Source organism: Streptomyces mobaraensis, assembly GCF_020099395.1.
Taxonomy (GTDB): Bacteria; Actinomycetota; Actinomycetes; order Streptomycetales; family Streptomycetaceae; genus Streptomyces.
In genome coordinates this window covers 2,105,254-2,120,354 of record NZ_CP083590.1, presented here as the reverse complement: position 1 = coordinate 2,120,354, position 15,101 = coordinate 2,105,254, and the positions used below count along the sequence as shown (strand labels likewise).

At 72.7% G+C, this 15,101-nt stretch carries 14 protein-coding genes and 1 pseudogene; 14 read left to right on the top strand and 1 reads right to left on the bottom strand.

The features are described 5' to 3' along the window. Positions 1-19 precede the first annotated feature (19 nt). Positions 20-2,398 (top strand): [protein-PII] uridylyltransferase, encoded by a 2,379-nt coding sequence (locus K7I03_RS08775; RefSeq protein ID WP_185941299.1) that lies wholly within the window; start codon positions 20-22, stop codon positions 2,396-2,398. 247 nt (positions 2,399-2,645) lie between these two features. After that, on the top strand, positions 2,646-4,190 hold the full coding sequence (gene ffh / locus K7I03_RS08770) for a signal recognition particle protein (RefSeq protein ID WP_185941300.1): 1,545 nt from the start codon (positions 2,646-2,648) through the stop codon (positions 4,188-4,190). 94 nt (positions 4,191-4,284) lie between these two features. Here the strand turns inward: ffh and K7I03_RS08765 are convergent, their stop codons facing one another. After that, on the bottom strand, positions 4,285-5,109 hold the full coding sequence (locus K7I03_RS08765; protein WP_185941301.1) for a class I SAM-dependent methyltransferase: 825 nt from the start codon (positions 5,107-5,109) through the stop codon (positions 4,285-4,287). Positions 5,110-5,394: 285 nt separating this feature from the next. On the opposite strand from K7I03_RS08765, the gene proS reads away from it, so the two are divergent. The 12 genes and pseudogenes from proS to K7I03_RS08705 all read left to right on the top strand — a co-directional run bounded on the left by proS (position 5,395) and on the right by K7I03_RS08705 (position 15,096). Further along, positions 5,395-6,810, top strand: coding sequence for a proline--tRNA ligase (gene proS / locus K7I03_RS08760; RefSeq protein ID WP_185941302.1), 1,416 nt, complete (start codon positions 5,395-5,397; stop codon positions 6,808-6,810). 237 nt (positions 6,811-7,047) lie between these two features. After that, positions 7,048-7,638 (top strand): hypothetical protein, encoded by a 591-nt coding sequence (locus K7I03_RS08755; RefSeq protein WP_004944874.1) that lies wholly within the window; start codon positions 7,048-7,050, stop codon positions 7,636-7,638. Between the two features lie 206 nt (positions 7,639-7,844). Next, positions 7,845-8,285: a 30S ribosomal protein S16 gene (gene rpsP, locus K7I03_RS08750; RefSeq protein ID WP_185941303.1), complete on the top strand. Its 441-nt coding sequence runs from the start codon at positions 7,845-7,847 to the stop codon at positions 8,283-8,285. Between the two features lie 2 nt (positions 8,286-8,287). Next, positions 8,288-8,527, top strand: coding sequence for an RNA-binding protein (locus K7I03_RS08745; protein WP_004944869.1), 240 nt, complete (start codon positions 8,288-8,290; stop codon positions 8,525-8,527). A 109-nt stretch (positions 8,528-8,636) separates the two neighbouring features. Beyond that, positions 8,637-9,242 carry a ribosome maturation factor RimM gene (gene rimM / locus K7I03_RS08740; protein ID WP_185941304.1) on the top strand — a complete coding sequence of 202 codons (606 nt, stop codon included), beginning with the start codon at positions 8,637-8,639 and terminating at the stop codon, positions 9,240-9,242. Beyond that, positions 9,242-10,081 (top strand): tRNA (guanosine(37)-N1)-methyltransferase TrmD, encoded by an 840-nt coding sequence (gene trmD / locus K7I03_RS08735; protein ID WP_185941305.1) that lies wholly within the window; start codon positions 9,242-9,244, stop codon positions 10,079-10,081. The genes rimM and trmD overlap by 1 nt, the downstream gene beginning before the upstream one ends. Before the next feature lie 130 nt (positions 10,082-10,211). Then, positions 10,212-10,562, top strand: coding sequence for a 50S ribosomal protein L19 (gene rplS, locus K7I03_RS08730; protein WP_004944863.1), 351 nt, complete (start codon positions 10,212-10,214; stop codon positions 10,560-10,562). Between the two features lie 45 nt (positions 10,563-10,607). After that, positions 10,608-11,432 carry a signal peptidase I gene (gene lepB / locus K7I03_RS08725; RefSeq protein WP_185941306.1) on the top strand — a complete coding sequence of 275 codons (825 nt, stop codon included), beginning with the start codon at positions 10,608-10,610 and terminating at the stop codon, positions 11,430-11,432. Between the two features lie 157 nt (positions 11,433-11,589). After that, positions 11,590-12,542: pseudogene (gene lepB, locus K7I03_RS34280) on the top strand (signal peptidase I); the annotation flags it as partial. Beyond that, on the top strand, positions 12,466-13,542 hold the full coding sequence (gene lepB / locus K7I03_RS08715) for a signal peptidase I (protein WP_185941347.1): 1,077 nt from the start codon (positions 12,466-12,468) through the stop codon (positions 13,540-13,542). The pseudogene lepB (K7I03_RS34280) and the gene lepB (K7I03_RS08715), both read left to right, overlap by 77 nt. 239 nt (positions 13,543-13,781) lie before the next feature. Further along, positions 13,782-14,597, top strand: coding sequence for a signal peptidase I (gene lepB, locus K7I03_RS08710; protein ID WP_185941348.1), 816 nt, complete (start codon positions 13,782-13,784; stop codon positions 14,595-14,597). Beyond that, positions 14,590-15,096 (top strand): NUDIX hydrolase, encoded by a 507-nt coding sequence (locus K7I03_RS08705; RefSeq protein WP_185941308.1) that lies wholly within the window; start codon positions 14,590-14,592, stop codon positions 15,094-15,096. The genes lepB (K7I03_RS08710) and K7I03_RS08705 overlap by 8 nt, the downstream gene beginning before the upstream one ends. Positions 15,097-15,101 lie beyond the last annotated feature (5 nt).

Below are 15,101 nucleotides of genomic sequence, written 5' to 3'. Positions count from 1 at the left end.
ACCCACCAGGGAGCCCGAGTTGACCGAAACCCACCTGCGATCCGCCGACTCGGGCACCGACTGCTACGCGGCGGCCCGGCTGCGCCTGCTGCACGACCGCGGCCGCAGCGGGCCGGCCCTGCGGGCCGAGCTCGCCCGGCTCACCGACGGCTGGCTCGCCGGCCTCCTCGGCCGCGCCCACGGCGTCGCCCTCGCCGCCGTCGGCGGCTACGGCCGCGGCGAACTCTCGCCCCGCAGCGACCTCGACCTCCTCCTGCTGCACGCGCCCGGCGCCGACCCGGCGCACGTCGCCGCCGTCGCCGACCGCCTCTGGTACCCGGTCTGGGACCTCGGCCTCGCCCTCGACCACGCCGTCCGCACCCCCGCCGGCGCCCGCCGGACCGCCGCCGACGACCTCAAGGTCCACCTCGGCCTGCTCGACGCCCGCCACCTCGCCGGCGATCCCGAGCTCACCGCCGCCGTCCGCGCCACCGCCTACGCCGACTGGCGCGACCGCGCCCCCGCCCGGCTGCCCGAACTCCGCGAACTCGGCGAGGAACGCGCCCGCCACCACGGCGACCTGCGCTTCCTCCTCGAACCCGACCTCAAGGAGGCCCGCGGCGGCCTCCGCGACGCCACCGCGCTGCGCGCCGTCGCCGCCTCCTGGCTCGCCGACGCCCCCCGCGCGGGCCTGGAGCCCGCCCGCGCACTGCTCCTCGACACCCGCGACGCCCTCCACCTCACCACCGGCCGCGCCACCGACCGCCTCACGCTCCAGGAACAGGACCAGGTCGCGGCCGCCCTCGGACACCCGGACGCCGACGCCCTGCTGCGCCGCGTCTACGAGGCGGCGGGCACCGTCGCGTACGCGGCCGACGTCGTCTGGCGCGAGGCCGGCCGGGTCCTGCGGGCGCGCTCCGGACGGCCCCGGGTGCGGCGGGTGCTCGGGGGCCGGGGCGGGCGCGGCGGCTTCACCGAACCGGAACGGCTCCCGCTCGCGGAGGGCGTCGTCGAACAGGACGGCGAGGCGGTCCTCGCCCGGACGGCCCGGCCCGAGCACGACCCCGTCCTGCCGCTGCGGGCCGCCGCCGCGGCCGCCCGCGCCGGACTGCCGCTCGCCGCGCACACCGTCCGCCGGCTGGCCGCCGCCGGACCGCTGCCCGAACCCTGGCCCGCCGAGGCGCGCGAGCACTTCGTCACGCTCCTCGGGGCCGGCCCGCACACCGTCGCCGTGTGGGAGGCGCTGGAGGCGGAGGGCGTCATGTCCCGGCTGCTGCCGGAGTGGGAACGCGTCCGCTGCCGGCCGCAGCGCAACCCCGTCCACCGGTGGACCGTCGACCGGCACCTGATCGAGACGTGCGTCCGGGCCGCCGCCCTCACCCGGCGGGTCGACCGCCCGGATCTGCTTCTCGTCGCGGCACTCCTGCACGACCTGGGGAAGGGGCTGCCCGGTGATCACTCCGTGACGGGTGAGGCCGTCGCCCGCGAGGTCGCGCCCCGGCTGGGGTTCGGCCCCGAGGACGCGGCCACCCTCGCCGTCCTCGTCCGGCACCACCTGCTGCTCGTCGAGACCGCGACCCGGCGGGACCTCGACGATCCGGCGACGGTGCGGGTGGTGACGGAGGCGGTTCCGGACGCTCCGACGCTGGATCTGCTGCACGCCCTGACGGAGGCGGACGCGCTCGCGACCGGGCCGGCGGCGTGGAACTCCTGGCGGGCGTCGCTGGTTTCCGGCCTGGTGCGGCGGGCGGCGGCGGTGCTGGCGGGGGAGTGGGCCGTGGGGCGCGCGGAGCCTTCGCCGCCCTCCGCCGACGAGGAACGCCTCGTGACGCAGGCGCGGAGTTCCGGCTCACCGGCGGTGGAGCTGTCCGCCGGGGACGACGGGGTGGAGCTGCTGATGGCCGTCCCCGACCAGCCCGGCGTGCTGGCCGCCGCCGCGGGCGTGCTCGCGCTGCGGCGGCTCACCGTGCGGGCCGCGGACCTGCGGTCGGTCGCCGGCGTCCTGCTGCTTCGGTGGCGGGTGGCGGCGGAGTACGGCGATCCGCCGTCGGGGGCGCGGTTGCGGGACGATCTTGTGCGGGCGTTGGACGGGTCGCTGGACGTCGTGGGGCGGCTGGCCGAGCGCGAGGCGGCTTACGCGGGGCGTCGGCGTGGGCTGCCGCCGGCCGCGCCTTCGGTCTCCGTCTGCGACGGCGGCTCCCATGACGCGACCGTCCTGGAGGTGCGGGCCGAGGACGCTCCCGGGCTGCTGTACCGGATCGGGCGGGCGTTGGAGGGGGCGGGGGTGTGGGTGCGGAGTGCGCATGTGTCGACGTTGGGGGCGAGTGTGGTGGATGCGTTTTATGTGACGGGGGTGGATGGGGTTCCGCTGCGGGGGGCGGGGGTTGTGGCTGAGGCGGTGGAGCGGGCGTTGCGGTAGCGCCTGCGGCGGGCTGTGCCCCAGACCCGCCCCTTCGCCGTTTCCTGGGGCTGCGCCCCAGACCCCGCTTGTCGCGGCTTCGCCGCTCGTCCTCAAACGCCGGACGGGCTGAATCCAGCCCGTCCGGGGGTGCGGGGGCCGCCCCGCAGAAACGGTGAAAGGGCGGGACCGGGGCCACCCCCACCGAAGGTGCGGATACCCTGGAGGGCGATTCCACCGCCCCCGACCCCGAGGACCGACGAGCGCCGTGTTCGATACCCTCTCCGATCGCCTCTCAGCGACGTTCAAATCCCTGCGCGGCAAGGGTCGGCTCTCCGAGGCGGACATCGACGCCACCGCTCGCGAGATCCGCATCGCCCTGCTGGAAGCGGACGTCGCCCTCCCGGTCGTCCGGGCCTTCATCAAGCAGGTCAAGGAGCGCGCCACCGGCGAAGAGGTCTCCAAGGCCCTCAACCCGGCCCAGCAGGTCGTCAAGATCGTCAACGACGAGCTGGTCGGGATCCTCGGCGGCGAGACCCGCCGCCTCCGCTTCGCCAAGACCGCCCCGACCGTGATCATGCTCGCGGGTCTCCAGGGTGCCGGTAAGACGACCCTCGCCGGCAAGCTCGGCCTCTGGCTGAAGGGCCAGGGCCACAGCCCGCTGCTGGTCGCGTGTGACCTCCAGCGCCCCAACGCCGTCAACCAGCTCAGCGTCGTCGCCGAGCGCGCCGGGGTGGCCGTCTACGCGCCGCAGCCGGGCAACGGTGTGGGCGACCCGGTGCAGGTGGCCAAGGACTCGATCGAGTACGCGAAGTCCAAGGTCCACGACATCGTCATCGTGGACACCGCCGGCCGCCTCGGCATCGACGCCGAGATGATGCAGCAGGCCGCGGACATCCGCGACGCGGTGAACCCGGACGAGACGCTGTTCGTCGTCGACGCGATGATCGGCCAGGACGCCGTCAACACGGCGGAGGCGTTCCGGGACGGCGTCGGCTTCGACGGCGTCGTGCTGTCCAAGCTGGACGGCGACGCCCGCGGTGGTGCCGCGCTCTCCATCGCGCACGTCACCGGCAAGCAGATCATGTTCGCCTCCAACGGCGAGAAGCTGGACGACTTCGACGCCTTCCACCCGGACCGCATGGCGTCCCGCATCCTCGACATGGGCGACATGCTCACCCTGATCGAGAAGGCCGAGCAGACCTTCAGCCAGGCCGAGGCCGAGAAGATGGCGGCCAAGCTGGCGAAGGGCCCCAAGGAGTTCACGCTCGACGACTTCCTGGCCCAGATGGAGCAGGTCCGGAAGATGGGCTCCATCTCCAAGCTGCTCGGGATGCTGCCCGGCATGGGGCAGATCAAGGACCAGATCAACAACCTCGACGAGCGTGACGTCGACCGCACCGCCGCGATCATCAAGTCGATGACGCCGGCCGAGCGCCAGGACCCGACGATCATCAACGGTTCGCGCCGGGCGCGGATCGCCAAGGGTTCGGGCGTGGACGTCAGCGCGGTCAAGAACCTGGTCGAGCGCTTCTTCGAAGCCCGCAAGATGATGTCGCGCATGGCGCAGGGCGGCGGTATGCCGGGCATGCCGGGGATCCCCGGGATGGGCGGCGGCGCCGGCAAGAAGAAGAAGCAGCAGAAGCAGGGCAAGGGCAAGCGGCAGAGCGGCAACCCGATGAAGCGCAAGGCGGAGGAGCAGGCCGCCGCCGCGCGCCGGGAACAGGCCGCGGCCAACCCGCTGGGCCTGCCCGCCGGCCAGGACGCCAAGAACTTCGAACTCCCCGACGAATTCAAGAAGTTCATGGGCTGAGGAAGTTCATGGGCTGAGGCGCGCCGCCTGAGTCCGAACCAGCCCCCGGCCGGCGGCCGGGGGCTTTCCTCTGCCCTCGGCCACCCCGCCGTCGCTACACGCGTGCGATGAGATAGCGGAACACATTCGGCATCCACACCGTGCCGTCCCCGCGCAGATACGGGTGGACGGCCTCGGTGAGTTCCTTCGACACCTGCTCCTGGTCGGTGGTCCGGGTGGCCGCGTCGAAGGCGCCCGTCGAGAGCAGCCCGCGGACCGCGCTCGCCAGATCCGCGTAGCCGTACGGGCAGGAGACGCGCCCCGAGCCGTCCGGCCGCAGCCCGGCCATCCGGGCCAGGTCCTCCAGGTCGTCCCGGCCGCTCGGCCGCCAGTGCGCCGCGGTGGCCATCGGGTCGGCCAGCCGGGCCGCGACCCGCAGCGCGCCGGAGGCCGCGCAGCGCTCCGGCGGGCCCCAGCCGGCCAGCACGACCGGCGCGCCGCGCCGGGACCGCGCGGCGGCCTGCCGCAGTGCCTCCGCCATCTCCCGGGCGCCGCCGCCCGCGCAGTAGAGCGGGTCGAAGGCGGTGACGAGGGTGAACGGGGGGTCCGCGGGATCCGCGACGCCGTCCACGTCGCCGTGTCCCAGCCGGACCGGCCCGCCGGACGGGTGGGCCGCCAGCCGCTCCCGGGCGAGGTCGAGCCGGCGTTCGTCCGTGTCGATGCCGCTGACGGTGGCTCCGCGGGAGGCCGCCATCAGCAAGGCCAGTCCCGATCCGCAGCCCAGGCTCAGCAACCGGGTCCCGTCATCGACTTCCAGCCGCTCGTAGACCGCTTCGTACAGCGGCACGAGCATGCGTTCCTGGATTTCCGCCCAGTCGCGGACCCGCGACCGGGGCGGCGACGGGGACGGCCGGTGCCGTCGCACGAGCGTTGGTGTCATCGCATGCGCCCCAATCCGCCGAATTCGGTTTCCTGACCGAAGTGCCGCCCCCCATGTGCTGTCGTGCACGCGGTTCCCCGAACCGCCCCCCAAGCCAGGGAACCCCGCTTCCGCCCGGGAGTCCAGGGGGTACGGCGAGAAGTTCCCCCACCGCCCAAGATGGCATGTGCCGCGCCGGACCGCATGAGATGAATACCCAGCCGCAAACCCTGAACGGGCCGACAACGCGGGGTTGCGGGCGGACGGATTCACACTCGGCCCGACCGGGCCCGTACCATTCGCACCATGGCAAAGGCTCCCATTCTCACTCCGCAGGCGGAAGACTTCCCGCGCTGGTACCAGGACCTGATCAACAAGGCCGAACTGGCCGACAACGGCCCGGTGCGCGGCACCATGGTCATCCGCCCGTACGGCTACGGGCTGTGGGAGCGCATGCAGCAGGAGATGGACGCCCGGATCAAGGACGCGGGCGCCTCCAACGCGTACTTCCCGCTGTTCATCCCGCAGTCGTACCTCACGCGCGAGGCCGAGCACGTGGAGGGCTTCGCCCCCGAGCTGGCGGTCGTCACGCACGGCGGCGGCAAGGAGCTGGAGGAGCCGATCGTCGTCCGGCCGACCTCCGAGACGATCATCAACGAGTACTTCTCCAAGTGGGTGCAGAGCTACCGCGACCTGCCCCTGCTGATCAACCAGTGGGCCAACGTGGTCCGTTGGGAGATGCGCCCCCGCGTCTTCCTGCGCACCAGCGAGTTCCTCTGGCAGGAGGGCCACACGGCGCACGCGACGTACGAGGACGCGCGCGACTACGCGGCGCGCATCCACCGGGACGTGTACTACGACTTCATGGTCAACGTCCTGGGCATCGACGTGGTCCTCGGCCGCAAGACGCCCAAGGAGCGCTTCGCGGGCGCGATCAACACCCTCACGCTCGAAGGCATGATGCGCGACGGCAAGGCCCTCCAGATGGGCACCAGCCACGAGCTCGGCCAGAACTTCGCCAAGGCGTTCAACACCTCGTACCTGTCCAAGGACGGGCAGCAGGAGCTGGTCTGGCAGACCTCGTGGGGCGTCTCGACCCGCATGGTCGGCGGCCTGATCATGTCGCACGGCGACGACAGCGGCCTGCGCGTCCCGCCGCGCCTGGCGCCGGTGCAGGCCGTGGTCCTCGCGATCAAGGGCGACGACGCCGTCATCGCCAAGGTCCGCGAGATCGGCGACCAGCTGAAGGCCGCGGGCGTCCGCGTCCAGGTCGACGACCGCACGGATACCCCGTTCGGCCGCCGCGCCGTGGACTGGGAGCTCAAGGGCGTTCCGGTCCGGATCGAGATCGGCCCGCGCGACCTGGAGAACGGCACCGCGATGCTGGCCCGCCGCATCCCGGGTGGCAAGGAGCCGGTGCGGATCGACGAGCTGACCGCGCTGCTGCCCAAGGTCCTGGAGGAGGACCAGGCGCTGCTGCTGAGCCAGTCCCGTGAGCGCCGCGAGGAGCGGACGTCGGACGTGTCCACCATCGAGGAGGCGGCCGAGGCCGCCGTCGCCGGCGGCTGGGCGCGGATCCCGTGGTCGGTGCTGGGCGCCGAGGGCGAGGCCAAGCTGGCCGAGCAGGCGGTGACCGTGCGCTGCCTGGTGACCGAGGACGGCGGGGTGCCGGAGACGGACGACGCCCCGGGCGCGCTGGCGATCGTCGCGCGGGCCTACTGAGGCGCGGGCGCTGTGTGAACCCCGGCCGGGGCGGAACTGACTCGTGCGTCAGTTTCGCCCCGGCTTGCGAACAGGTGCGCGTACTTCTGCTGCTTCTCCGTACTTCTGTGCAGATCGGGGCACCCGCCCTCGTCGCGGCGGGTGCCCCGGTATCGCAGGGATACTGACTGGTACGTGCAAATTATTTGGGATGGCCCGGTATCGGAACACCGGGCGGTCCCGACTCGTTGTCACGACGTGAGCACGACACCACCTGTTCTCGCCGCAGAACTGGCGCAGGCGTGGGCCGACATTCAGCGGTTCCACCCCGAGCTGCCGGATCTCGCCGCGCCCGAATCCTTGATCGGGGAGTCGTCGTCCGCGTGCGGCGCCGAGCTCTCCTTCGAAAGGCTGCTGCACGAGGCAGTGCACGGCATCGCGGCCGCCCGCGGTGTCCGGGACACCTCACGCGCCGGCCGCTACCACAACCGCCGGTTCCTGGCGATCGCCGAGGAGCTGGGCCTCGACCACAGTGACGAGCCGCATCCCAGCAGCGGCTTCTCCCTGGTCGTGCTCAACCCGGAGGCGCGCCGCCGCTACCGCGCCACCATCGACAGACTGCAGCGCGCCCTCAAGGCGCACACGATGGCCACCGCGGCCGACACCTCGCGCACCTTCCGCGGACCCGCCGCCCGGCACGGTTCGTCGGGCGGCGGCGTGCGGGTCAAGGCCGTGTGCGACTGCGGGCGGAACGTCCGTGTGGTGCCGTCCGTGCTCGCCCAGGCGCCGATCATGTGCGGGGGCTGTGGCCAGCCGTTCCGCATCCCCGAGGCGATGTCCGTGGGGTGACGCGAGGTCCCGGCCGGCGGCGGTCGGCCGGGATCGGGTGATGTTCGTGCGCCCGGGCGCGTATGGCACAATGGGGGGCTGTACTCGACAGTCGTACAGGACCCCTCTCTCCTCCGGCTGACGCGTCCATCGGGCACTCCGAGTACCGCAACCCCACGTGGCATCTTGTTGTGCCCACCACGTCAAGACCAGGAGACACCACTCCAGTGGCAGTCAAGATCAAGCTGAAGCGTCTGGGCAAGATCCGTTCGCCTCACTACCGCATCGTCGTCGCCGACTCCCGTACCCGCCGTGACGGCCGGGCCATCGAGGAGATCGGCCTGTACCACCCGGTGCAGAACCCCTCGCGCATCGAGGTGAACTCCGAGCGCGTCCAGTACTGGCTGGGTGTCGGCGCGCAGCCGACCGAGCCCGTCATGGCCATCCTCAAGGTCACCGGCGACTGGCAGAAGTTCAAGGGCCTCCCGGCCCCGGCTCCGATGCTCGTGGCCGAGCCCAAGGACAAGCGCGCCGCGTTCGACGAGTTCACCAAGGCCTTCGAGGCCAACGAGGCGAAGGGTGAGGCCATCACCCCGAAGGCCAAGAAGTCGGAGAAGAAGGACGAGGCTGCCAACGCCGCCGAGTCCGCCGAGTCGACCGAGGCCTGAGCATGCTGGAGGAGGCCCTTGAGCATCTGGTCAAGGGCATCGTCGACAACCCCGACGAGGTGCAGGTGGCGTCACGCACCCTGCGCCGCGGGCGCGTGCTGGAAGTCCGGGTCCACCCGGACGACCTCGGCAAGGTGATCGGCCGCAACGGCCGTACCGCCCGAGCGCTGCGGACCGTCGTGGGCGCCATTGGCGGCCGGGGCATCCGCGTCGACCTCGTCGACGTGGACCAGGTTCGCTGAACGGGCGGCAGGCATCGGCACGGGCCGGGAAGGGATCCCCTTCCCGGCCCGTTGCCGTGTGGGAGGGGCGTTTCGGGGCGCCCCAGGATCGTGGAGAAGGAACGGAATCGTGCAGCTCGTAGTGGGCAGGATCGGCCGCGCCCATGGCATCAAGGGTGAGGTCACCGTCGAGGTGCGGACGGACGAGCCCGAACTCAGGCTCGGCCCGGGCGCCGTACTGGTCACCGACCCCGCCGGCGTGGGACCGCTCACCGTCGAGAGCGGCCGGGTGCACAGCGGCCGGCTGCTGCTGCGGTTCGCCGGCGTCCCCGACCGGACGGCCGCCGAGGCGCTCCGCAACACCCTCCTGATCGCCGACGTCGACCCGGACGAGACTCCCGAGGACCCCGACGAGTTCTACGACCACCAGCTGGTGGACCTGGACGTCGTCACCGTCGACGGCACCGAGGTCGGCCGGATCACCGAGATCGCCCACCTGCCGTCGCAGGACCTCTTCATCGTCGAACGCCCCGACGGGAGCGAGGTGATGATCCCCTTCGTCGAGGAGATCGTCACCGAGATCGACCTGGAGGCGCAGCGCGCCGTCGTCGATCCGCCGCCCGGGCTGCTCGACGCGGAGCGGGCCGTGATCGCCGGCAGCCGGGACGAGTCCGGCGAAGAGTCCGGTGAGTCCGGTGAGTCCGGTGACAAGAGCAGCGACGAGGGTGACCGCTGATGCGCCTGGACGTCGTCACGATCTTCCCCGAGTACCTCGAACCGCTGAACGTCTCGCTCGTCGGCAAGGCCCGCGCCCGTGGGCAGCTCGACGTCCGCATCCACGACCTGCGGGAATGGACGCACGACAAGCACAACACCGTCGACGACACCCCGTACGGCGGCGGCCCCGGCATGGTGATGAAGCCCGAGCCGTGGGGTGAGGCGCTGGACTCCGTCATCGGCTCGGGCCCGGGCTCCGGCTCCGACTCCGGCTCCGGTGACGAGGCGCCGACGATCGTCGTCCCCACGCCCAGCGGCCGGCCCTTCACCCAGGAACTGGCCGTCGAGCTGTCGGCCAAGCCCTGGCTGGTCTTCACCCCCGCCCGCTACGAGGGCATCGACCGCCGGGTGATCGAGGAGTACGGCGAGCGGTTCGACGTCCGCGAGGTCTCGATCGGCGACTACGTGCTGGCCGGCGGCGAGGCCCCGGTGCTCGTCATGGTCGAGGCCATCGCCCGGCTGCTGCCCGGCGTCCTCGGCAACGCCGAGTCGCACCGCGACGACTCCTTCGCCCCCGGCGCCATGGCCGACCTGCTGGAGGGCCCGGTCTACACCAAGCCGCCGGAGTGGCGCGGCCGGGGCATCCCCGACGTGCTGCTCAGCGGCCACCACGGGAAGATCGCCCGCTGGCGCCGCGACGAGGCGTTCCGCCGCACCGACGTCAACCGGCCGGACCTCATCGAGCGCGCCGACCCCGCGTCCTTCGACAAGAAGGACCGCGAGATGCTCTCCATCCTCGGCTGGGCCCCGGGCCCCGATGGCCGATTTGGGCGAGTGGCCCCCGACGTGGAAGAATAAGCCGTTGCCTTGCGTCCGGCGCGCGCCCCTGCCACAGGGGGAACGACGTTCGCCGGGGGCAGTACGGCACTCCTACTTTCCGCACAAATTCCGCCGATGACCTGTGGCATCGGCGAGGAAGAGACGACTCATGTCCTCCCTGCTCGACAACGTCAACGCCGCGTCGCTGCGCACCGACGTCCCGGCCTTCCGTCCCGGTGACACCGTGAACGTCCACGTCCGCGTCATCGAGGGCAACCGCTCCCGCATCCAGCAGTTCAAGGGTGTCGTCATCCGCCGCCAGGGCGCGGGCATCAGCGAGACCTTCACCGTCCGCAAGGTCTCCTTCTCGGTCGGCGTCGAGCGCACCTTCCCGGTCCACAGCCCGATCTTCGAGAAGATCGAGCTCGTGACCCGCGGTGACGTCCGTCGCGCCAAGCTGTACTACCTCCGTGAGCTCCGCGGCAAGGCCGCGAAGATCAAGGAGAAGCGCGACAACTGAGCTTCCGCCCGGCGTCCGGGTCCGGCCGGATAGGCTCTCGGACCGATGGACACCGACGCACAGCTTTCGGAGCGCGACCGCTCTCCCCACCCCGAAGGGGGCGAGGAGCAGCGGTCGCGCTCTTCGCGTATACCGGGCCGTTCGACGCTCGCCGGGCTGCTCCGGCGGGTGTGGCGGTGGGTGACCGGCGGCGGGCCGCTGCGCCGGGCGGGGGTGCTGCTGGTCTGCTGCCTGGCCTCCGTGATGCTGGTCAGCGCGTATGTGGTGCAGCCGTTCGTGATCCCGTCGGCGTCGATGGAGAACACCCTGCGGCCCGGCGACCGGGTGCTGGTCAACAAGCTGGCCTACCGCTTCGGCGACGAGCCGCGGCGCGGGGACGTGATCGTTTTCGACGGCCTGGGGTCGTTCGTCCAGGAGGAGCCGGCCGAGAACGCGGTGACGAAGGCAGTGCGCAAGGTCGCCTCCTCCGTCGGCCTGATGCAGCCGGCGCCGACGGACTACGTGAAGCGGGTCGTGGGGATCGGCGGGGACCGGGTGGTCTGCGACCACCGGGGTCGGCTGTCCGTCAACGGCCGTGTGATCACCGAGAACTACCTCTTCCCGGGCGACACGGCCTCGCGGGTGCCCTTCCGGGTGGAGGTGCCGGAGGGGCGGCTGTTCGTCCTGGGTGATCACCGCAGCGCGTCCCGGGACTCGCGCGACCACCTGGGGGAGCCGGGCGGCGGCATGGTCCCGGTGGACCGGGTGATCGGCCGGGCGGAGTGGATCGGCTGGCCGCTCGGCCGCTGGACCGCGCTGGACCGGCCGGACGCCTTCGACGGCGTACCGGAGCCGCGCGGCCAGGGCGGGGGTGCGCGTGGGGCACCGTAGGGGCGGGCCCCGGTGGTGGCGGGGTTCGGGGGCGGGCACGCGGTACGGGCGTCCCCGCGGACGGTACGGACGTCCTCGGGTGCGGTGCGGGCGTCCCCGCGTACGGTACGGGCGGGCGGGCGCGCGGTACGGGCCCCGGCCGGCGGATGCCGCGCCGGTGGGGCGGGCGGCGCGGCGTCTGGCGGCGCGGCGGGTGCGGCGGAACCGGCGGAGGTCCCTGGTCACCGAGGTGCCCGTCCTGCTGTCGGTGGCCCTGCTGATCGCTCTGGTGCTGAAGACGTTCCTGGTACAGGCGTTTGTGATCCCCTCCGGCTCCATGGAGCAGACGATCCGGATCGGCGACCGGGTGCTGGTGGACAAGCTGACGCCCTGGTTCGGCGACCGGCCCGGCCGGGGCGACGTGGTGGTGTTCAAGGACCCGGGGGACTGGCTGGGGGAGGCGGGGGAGCCCGAGGAGGGGTCGGCCGGGATCCGGGCCGGGCGGCGGGTGCTGTCGTTCGTCGGGCTGCTGCCGTCGGCGGGGGAACAGGATCTGATCAAACGGGTGGTCGCGGTCGGCGGGGACAGGGTCAAGTGCTGTGACGCGAGCGGCAAAATCATGGTCAATGGTTCGCCGGTCCGCGAGCCGTATGTGCACCCCGGAAACCCGCCGTCCGAGCTTCCGTTCGACGTACGGGTGCCGCGCGGGCGGCTGTTCGTGCTGGGGGACCACCGCTCCGACTCGGCCGATTCACGGTTCCACCTCGCCGAGACCGGGCACGGTACCGTCCCGGAAGACCTGGTCATCGGCCGTGCCATGGTGATCGCCTGGCCGCCGGGGCACTGGCGCCGGCTGTCGGGGTGACGGAGGCGGCCACCGTCTCCTCGGCTCCGTCGGGTCCGGTCCGGAGGGTGAGGACGTTCCGGGACGGGCGGGGTGAACGGGATGATCCGGACCCCGACCCCTGTGGAACTCCCGCTCGTTAAGGGAGTGGCGGGCCTGCGGCGGATGGCGACAGGCGACAGCGCGGAGTGAGGAGTGGATGTGGGGGATGTGGCGGTCGGCGCCCGGTCCGGCCATGGAGAGCCCGAGAAGCGCCCGGACGGTGCCGGGGAGCCGGCCGCGGGGGAACGTGTTCCCCCCTCGCCTGCCTCGCCCCCTTCGCCCCCTTCGCCCCAAGGGCCCCACGGGGGCCCGGGCGGGCCGCCGCCACCGGAGGATCCCGGCCGGGTTCCGGACGGGCCGGTGGGCGGTGACCTGCCGGACGGCCGGGGGCCCGGGGAGCCGGTGTCGCTGGGGAAGGACGGCGAGCCCGGTAAGCCTGGTAAGCCCGGTAAAGCCGGAAAGGCCGGGAAGCAGCGGTCCTTTTGGAAGGAACTGCCGATCCTGATCGGCGTCGCGCTGATCCTCGCGCTCTTCATCAAGACGTTCCTGGTGCAGGCGTTCTCGATCCCGTCCGAGTCGATGCAGGACACCCTCCAGCGCGGCGACCGGGTGCTGGTCGACAAGCTCACCCCCTGGTTCGGCGCCGAGCCCGAGCGCGGCGAGGTGGTCGTCTTCCACGACCCGGGCAGCTGGTTGAGGGACACCCCGGGCGAGCAGTCCGGGCCGGTGGGCAACGGGGTGCAGAAGGTCCTCAGCTTCGTCGGACTCATGCCGTCCGCCGGGGAGAAGGACCTGATCAAGCGGGTCATCGCGGTCGGCGGCGACAAGGTCGAGTGCAAGGGCGGCAACAACCCCGTCGTCGTCAACGGCAAGGCGCTCGACGAGCCGTACATCTTCCCCGGGGACACCCCGTGCAGCGACAAGCCCTTCGGGCCGGTCACGGTGCCCAAGGGCAAGCTGTGGGTGATGGGCGACCACCGGCAGAACTCGATGGACTCGCGCTGGCACCAGGACGAGGACGGTGGCTTCGTGCCGGTGGACGACGTCGTCGGCCGCGCGATCGTCGTCGCCTGGCCGCTGAACCGCTGGGCGACGCTGCCCGTCCCCGACACCTTCGACCAGCCCGGTCTGGGCGCGGCCGCCGCCGCGGCGCCCCCGGCGCTGGGCCTCGCGGGGGCCGTCCCGCTGGTGCTGTGGCGCCGCCGCCGGCTGCTCGCCTCCCGCGCCGCCGTAGTGCGCGACTGACGGCGCGTTCCGGTCCCGGGACTGGCGGGTGTTCGCGTGTTCCGGTCTCCGGGGCTGACGGCGTGTTGCGGCCTCCGGGTTGACGGTGTGTTCAAGCCGTCGGGCCGCCCGCATGCCGGCAGCCCGTCCGTCCTCTCCGGCCCGCGGTACGGGAGGGCTGACGCCGCTCCCGTACCGCGGGTAGGGTGCGATTTCATGCCCCGGCGCGGGGAGCGGATCTTCTACGGGTGGGGGACGCGATGGGCGGAGCGGAACGCGGTGGTCCGGGACGTGCCGGCAGGCTGGTGTCCGGGATCGCCGTGGCCCTCGGCGCCGTCCTCTTCCTCGGCGGCTTCGCGTGGGCGGCCCTCGTCTACAAGCCGTACACCGTCCCCACCGACTCCATGGCGCCGACCATCGCCCGCGGCGCGCGCGTCCTCGCCCAGCGGATCGACGGGGACGACGTCCGGCGCGGCGATGTCGTCGTCTTCCACGACAAGGTGTGGGGCGACATGGCCATGGTCAAACGCGTGGTGGGGGTCGGCGGTGACACCGTCGCCTGCTGCGACCGGCAGGGGCGGATGACGATCAACGGCACCCCCGTCGAAGAACCGTATCTGCACGGTGGCGGCCCGGCCTCCGGCGCTTTCGGCCCGGCCGCCGGCGGTTTCTCGGCCACCGTACCCAAGGGGGAGCTGTTCCTGCTCGGCGACCACCGCGCCGACTCCGTCGACTCCCGCTCCCACCTGGGCAAGGACCAGGGCGCGATCCCGCGCGACGCGGTGAGCGCGCGGGTGGACGCCGTGCTCTGGCCGGCCGGTGACCTGGGCGTGCTGTCCCGCCCCGCCGCGTTCGACGCCCTGCCGGGCGGCACGTCGCGGCCCGGGCCCGTGCGCCTGCTGGCCATCGCCGTCGTGGTGGGCGCGGCGCTCATCCTGGTAGGTGCGGCGTACGGCCCGCTCGCCCGCCTGCTGACGCGGCGGACGGCTTCGGGCGGGTCTTCCGGCGGCGCTTCCGGCGGGACTTCGGGCGGGTCCTCCGGCGGGACAGGGAAGGCGGTGGCGCCCCATGGCTGACGCGGCACGGACCGGGGAAGCCCGGCGGCGGGCGGCCCGCGTCGTCCTGCTCGACGCCCGGGACCGGATCCTGCTGCTGCACGGCTTCGAACCCGCCGACCCCGGGCGGACCTGGTGGTTCACCCCGGGCGGCGGACTGGAGGGTGACGAGGACTGGGAGGCGGCGGCCCGCCGCGAGCTCGCCGAGGAGACCGGGATCACGGAGATCGAGCTCGGCCCGCCGCTGTGGCGGCGCACCTGCTCGTTCCCCTTCGACGGCCGCCGGTGGGACCAGGAGGAGCGCTACTACCTGGCCCGTACCCGGCAGATGGGCTCCTGGACCGGCGGCGGGACGGAGCTGGAACGCCGCAGTGTGACCGGACTCCGCTGGTGGACCTGCGGTGAACTCCTCGCCACCCATGAGACGGTGTATCCGACCAGGCTCGCCGAGCTGCTGAGCACGCTGCTCCGAGACGGTCCCCCGCAGGTGCCGGTGCGCCTGGAGACGGAACGCGCCTGACGCAC